This is a genomic window from Methanobrevibacter sp. (assembly GCF_045541095.1).
Classification (GTDB): Archaea; Methanobacteriota; Methanobacteria; order Methanobacteriales; family Methanobacteriaceae; genus Methanocatella.
This window is the reverse complement of the sequence record NZ_JAZQIJ010000228.1, coordinates 1-3,489: the sequence shown is the minus strand read 5'-3', so window position 1 is coordinate 3,489 and position 3,489 is coordinate 1. Positions and strand designations below refer to the sequence as shown.

Here is a 3,489-nt window from a genome sequence, read left to right as displayed (position 1 = left end):
TATTCAAAATTATCTAAAAAAAGTAATGAAGTGAAATTTCAAGTGTAAAATAACTCCCGAAATCCCACTAATCCTATAATCAAAGCACAATCCTTTAATTAAAATCCAATCAAAAAATTTAATTATTGGACGAACTCATAATGAAATCAATTGTCTTGCCAAAAGATTTCATTTTCAGAAATAGGTTTTTTCAAGACGCCCAATTCAACTTCAAGATTCATGAAGTCAATTACGTCCTGTTTGAAAGTTTCATTCAAACCTGAAATGAATGGGAAACTTTCCAGGGAATCCTTTTCAACTTCCTTGTTTGATATGATATCGACAGGCAATTGATCAACCACTTCACTGGTTTTGCCTTCGGCAATCTTATCGTTTATGAATTTTGTCTCGTTGTTGTGAATCTCCAAAAGCTTTTTGGTTTCGTTTGGATGATTATCCAAATATTTTTCAGATGCAACGACTACACAGCACGGATGGTTCGGCAGGATTTCAGATGAATCAATCAACAGATTATTGCCATCAGCCAGTGCAGTAGAAACATAAGGTTCGAATGTAATCATACCGTCTATCTTTTTGGTTTTTAAAGCATCATTCATAGACGGAACCTTCATGCCTGAAACCTTCAAATCATTAATGGACATTCCGTTTTCCTTCAAATAATATGTTAGCAGCATGTGTTGAATTGAAGCTTCACCAGGAGTTGCTATCTTTTTACCGGCCAAATCAGAAACGGAATTTATTCCAGACTCTGGAGAAACAACAATTGCTGACCCTTCAGTTTGAGCAGCGGAAATAACCTTAATCGGTACGCCTTTCTCCATAGCGGATAAAACTGGAGTTATACCGACATATCCGGCATCAACATCCCCACTTGCCATGGCAGTCATCAGGTCTCCACCATTGTTGAACTGAACCAAACGAACATTGATTCCAGCTTTTGAAAATTCCCCCTGTGCATTTGCAACAAATAGTGCGGAATCATGATCAGATGGCAGATACCCTATATCCAATGTATTGTCGTCAGTGTGTGATGTGAAATATGCCCCTGCGATAATAATAGCTATGACAATTAAAATTACTGCAGAAATTTTTTTATTCATAATATCACCTAAATAGTAATTAGATTAAAAAAATTATTAAAGGTTGTGAAAAAATGGTGGCTGAAAAAATTACACAATGCATGAAACCTCATGGTGCGGAAGGAATAGAAACCATTAAAAACATGAACGAAAACCACAAAGAAATCTCTGAATTTGCATTTGAATGTGTAGATGTCAATGAAAATGATAAAATACTGGATATCGGATGTGGGGGAGGAGTGAATATCGAAAAGTTCCTCAAACTAACCGAAAACAATGTTGACGGCCTTGACTATTCAGAAGTATCCGTTAATGCATCAATTGAACAGAACAGAAAAGCTGTTGATGATGACAGATGCCATATCATTCAGGCAGATGTCACCGACATGCCTGTTTATGATGAGGAATATGATTTGGTTTCTGCATTCGAAACAATTTATTTCTGGCCAGATATTGCAAACACATTTAAAGAGGTTGCAAGAATTATAAAATCAGATGGAAAGTTCATGATTGCACAGGGAACTGACGGCAACCATCCCGATGATGAAAAATGGCTGGCTACCGTAGAAGGCATGAGCGTATACACTGCAGATGTCCTTGAAGAATATTTAATAGCTGCGGGTTTCAGGAAGGTGGAAGTCTTTAAAAAAGAAAATGATTATATTTTAGTAGTTATCGCAACAAAATAACCAGATTATCCGCCATATATTATTTGAATCAATTGAATCTCATCACCATCATTAATAACACTTTCCTCAACAGCCAACTCCCCATTTTGCTTAGCAACAATTGTTTGAGCAGACAATCCCATGTCATTCAATACATCCTGAATTGTGAAATTATCTTTTAACTGTCTGGTTTCATCAATATCTTTAAATTTTAATTTGAATTCCATTTAATCACCTTTAAATATTACTATCTACGATTTTTGCTACCTTTTTTGCAATGGCAACAATTGTTAAAATTGGAGGTCTGCCTGGAGCTTCGGGGATAACGCTAGCATCACAAACGTATAACCCTTTTATTTCAGTTTCAAAATCATTGTTAACCACTTCACCTACGGCAGCGGTTCCTCCAGGATGCGCTCCCTTAAGAGAAGTTGCAACTATAGAATCCTCGTCAACACCCATCATCAAAAGGATATCGATAGCTTTTCCGTATCCATCTTTAATCAAATCAATATCCATTTTCGTCAATGTTTTTTCAATGTTTCCATTCCCATCGATTGTTCCAATGCAGGTATCTGCAAATTTAAGCATTAAACCTATGACATCTTTATCACTTGCAGAGATTCCTTTTTTCTTAATTAATGGGAGTAATTGCATCGAGTAGTGAGGTGATAAAAAATATGGTCCAAATTCCGCTTTTACTCCCATTAACAATTCATTTTTTAAATTTGCATCTTTTAAGTATCCTCCGATTGTTGTGAATATGTCAAAAAATATCTGACTTCCAACATTTTTGATTCCGGAATTTTTCAATATAATAGGGGTATTAAGAGCTCCTGCACTAACAATCACCTTTTTTGAATAAAAGATATGCTTTTCATTGTTCTTATCGATTCCCACAATCCCCTTGACCTGCCCATTTTCATGTAAAATTTCAAATACATTAAAATCAGAGATTAATTCAGCCCCATATTCAAGCGCTTCACTAACAAAATTAGTTGCATCCCATTTTGCATCAAACAAGCACCCGTTTACACATTTTCCGCAAAGTCTACATTTTTCGAAATTAATAAATTTTGGCATAGGCTCAACTATATAACCCAATTCCTCACCTGCCTGAGCTATCATCTTGGTTGAATGACCCCATAATTTTTTTGGAAAATAGGTTACATTTAACTCACCGCTAGCTTCCAAAAGCTCCTCGAAAATATCCAGATTTTTGTCTTCAAACTGTTGCATTATAGAGTTGGTATAACATCCGCTACATGAAAAACAAGCGTTTCCAATTGAGGCTGTTGTTGTTCCGCCAATCTCCTCAATATTTGTTAAATCCAAAGGATATGTTAAAAATTCATATTTTTTCTTATCTCTATCGGAAAGATTATTTTTTAACACTATTTTCTTATTTTTCATGTGCTTAACATAGCTGCCATCACTACATTTTGTTCCTTTTTCTAAAATTAGAACATTACGGCCTTTGACACTTAAGTCTTTAGCTACAGTTGATCCGCCAGCTCCGGTTCCTACAACAATTACATCATAAATATTGATTCCTCCCATAATATTAACAATTGTTATATAATTTTTCTATTAATTAAATTTTTCTAATCAAGTCCAATAATTACATAGACAAGATATTATTTTGTTTAAAAAAATTGCAGTAAAATTGTATACTTTTTCGAAAATCACTTTCAAAAAATTTATATATTAATTAATACTATGTCTATGTATGGAAAAAAATA

The 3,489-nt window shown here is 34.5% G+C and carries 4 protein-coding genes; 1 reads left to right on the top strand and 3 read right to left on the bottom strand.

All coding sequences use genetic code 11. The features are described from left to right. Positions 1–146 precede the first annotated feature (146 nt). A complete protein-coding gene (locus tag ACKI2P_RS09785) occupies positions 147–1,100 on the bottom strand; it encodes an ABC transporter substrate-binding protein (RefSeq protein WP_407377237.1) in 954 nt (317 codons plus the stop codon). A 53-nt stretch (positions 1,101–1,153) separates the two neighbouring features. Between ACKI2P_RS09785 and ACKI2P_RS09780 the strand changes: the two genes are divergently transcribed. After that, positions 1,154–1,768 carry a class I SAM-dependent methyltransferase gene (locus tag ACKI2P_RS09780; protein WP_407377236.1) on the top strand — a complete coding sequence of 205 codons (615 nt, stop codon included), beginning with the start codon at positions 1,154–1,156 and terminating at the stop codon, positions 1,766–1,768. A 5-nt stretch (positions 1,769–1,773) separates the two neighbouring features. Here ACKI2P_RS09780 and ACKI2P_RS09775 read toward each other — a convergent pair whose 3' ends face one another. Further along, entirely contained in the window at positions 1,774–1,974 is a 201-nt protein-coding gene (locus ACKI2P_RS09775; RefSeq protein WP_407377235.1) for a MoaD/ThiS family protein, read from the bottom strand. A gap of 10 nt (positions 1,975–1,984) precedes the next feature. Next, complete coding sequence (locus ACKI2P_RS09770; protein ID WP_407377234.1) at positions 1,985–3,307, bottom strand: GMC family oxidoreductase N-terminal domain-containing protein; 1,323 nt, start codon at positions 3,305–3,307, stop codon at positions 1,985–1,987. Between the last annotated feature and the right edge of the window lie 182 nt (positions 3,308–3,489).

Coding starts and splice junctions, on each gene's coding strand:
- ACKI2P_RS09785 (WP_407377237.1), bottom strand. CDS start 1,100: ATGAATAAAAAAATTTCTGCAGTAATTTTAATTGTCATAGCTATTATT.
- ACKI2P_RS09775 (WP_407377235.1), bottom strand. CDS start 1,974: ATGGAATTCAAATTAAAATTTAAAGATATTGATGAAACCAGACAGTTA.
- ACKI2P_RS09770 (WP_407377234.1), bottom strand. CDS start 3,307: ATGGGAGGAATCAATATTTATGATGTAATTGTTGTAGGAACCGGAGCT.
- ACKI2P_RS09780 (WP_407377236.1), top strand. CDS start 1,154: ATGGTGGCTGAAAAAATTACACAATGCATGAAACCTCATGGTGCGGAA.